We start from the raw sequence: 1,532 nt of genomic DNA on the forward strand, positions 1-1,532 counted from the left end.
GGTAATAAAATCCTGGTGAACAATGGCCCCTATGGTATTATTGAAGTGGCCGAAAACCAGAAGATCGACACCGCTATGCGCGTGGAAGAAATGGAAATGACCATAAACCCTGCGGAAGAATGGAAACAGCTGTTTATGGACACCTGGCGCATGGAACGCGATTTCTTCTATGACCCGCATATGCACGGCATCAACTGGAATAACGTAAAAGACAAATACCTGCATCTCCTGGAAGGCGCCCGCACCCGCGAGGAAGTGAGCTTTGTGATCAATGAACTGCTGGGAGAAATGAATGCCTCGCATACCTACAATTTCGGCGGAGATGTGGAAGGCAGTAAGCATGAAAATGTAGGGTATCTTGGGGTCGACTGGCAGGCAGATGGCAAGTACTATAAGATCAAACGCATTATCCGCGGTGCACCCTGGAATGCGGAAGCCCGCAACCCGCTGGACGAACCCGGTGTAAATATTCATGAAGGAGATTATATCCTGGCCGTAAACGGTGAGCCGCTTACCACCGCGCAGGAACCCTTTGGCGTTTTCCAGTCGCTGGCCGGAAAAGTAGTGGAGCTCACCTGGAACAACCGTCCTTCTATGGAAGGCGCTAAAACCGCCATCGTGAAAACTATCGGCAGCGAATACCGCCTGCGCCATCTGGCCTGGATAGAGAGTAACCGCAAGCGTGTTGCCGATGCCACCAATAACCAGGTAGGATATATTTTTGTGCCAAGTACGGGCATCGACGGACAAGATGAACTGATCCGCCAGTTCAACGGGCAGTGGGATAAAGCAGCCCTTGTGATTGATGAACGTTTCAACAATGGAGGCCAGATCCCTGACCGCTTTATTGAAATGCTGAACCGCAAGCCACTGGCTTACTGGGCTACCCGCAACGGTACACCCACCCAATGGCCTTCCTATGCCAATTTTGGCCCCAAGGTAATGCTCATTAACGGCTGGAGCGGTTCCGGCGGCGATGCGTTCCCGGATTACTTCCGCAAAGCTGGCCTGGGTCCCATTATAGGTACCCGTACCTGGGGCGGCCTCATTGGTATCAGCAATACCCCTGCACTGATCGATGGTGGTATGATCACCGTGCCATCGTTCCGTATGTTCAACAGCGATGGTACCTGGTTCCGCGAAGGACACGGTGTTGATCCTGATATTGCCGTAGATGAAAACCTTGGCGATATGGCCAAAGGCATCGATCCGCAACTGGAAAGGGCCATCACTGAAATTAAGAACCTGCTGCAAACAAAGCCCTATAAGGCGCCTGCACAACCTCCTTATGAAGTGAGATAATATTTTACCGGTCACTGTTTGTGCAAACAGTGACCGGTTCTGTTAAAAACAGGAATACTATTTACGCGGCTGGAAATTCCACCGCAATCCGCCACTGAAAAAGTAATTGGTAGCCAACCTATGCATCGGTTTGTCGGAAAACATCTCCGATAAACTTTTCTCCCGGAAGGCGATGCCACTGTAAAGGATACTGCCTCCCGATGCCACAAAATCAATATGCCTGCTCAAAC

The 1,532-nt window shown here is 50.8% G+C and carries 2 protein-coding genes; one reads left to right on the forward strand and one right to left on the reverse strand.

Features of this window, described 5'->3' with window-relative positions; all coding sequences use genetic code 11:
- The coding region (locus VN105_RS25440) for a PDZ domain-containing protein (RefSeq protein WP_325645543.1) at window positions 1–1,302 on the forward strand (1,302 nt) is incomplete at its 5' end.
- A gap of 57 nt (window positions 1,303–1,359) precedes the next feature.
- Here VN105_RS25440 and VN105_RS29845 read toward each other — a convergent pair.
- The gene (locus tag VN105_RS29845) at window positions 1,360–1,530 is read right to left on the reverse strand and encodes a DUF6268 family outer membrane beta-barrel protein (RefSeq protein ID WP_414647265.1); all 171 of its coding nucleotides are present in this window, start codon (window positions 1,528–1,530) and stop codon (window positions 1,360–1,362) included.
- Window positions 1,531–1,532: the final 2 nt, after the last annotated feature.

Source organism: Chitinophaga sp., assembly GCF_035564935.1.
In the GTDB taxonomy this organism is placed as follows: Bacteria; Bacteroidota; Bacteroidia; order Chitinophagales; family Chitinophagaceae; genus Chitinophaga.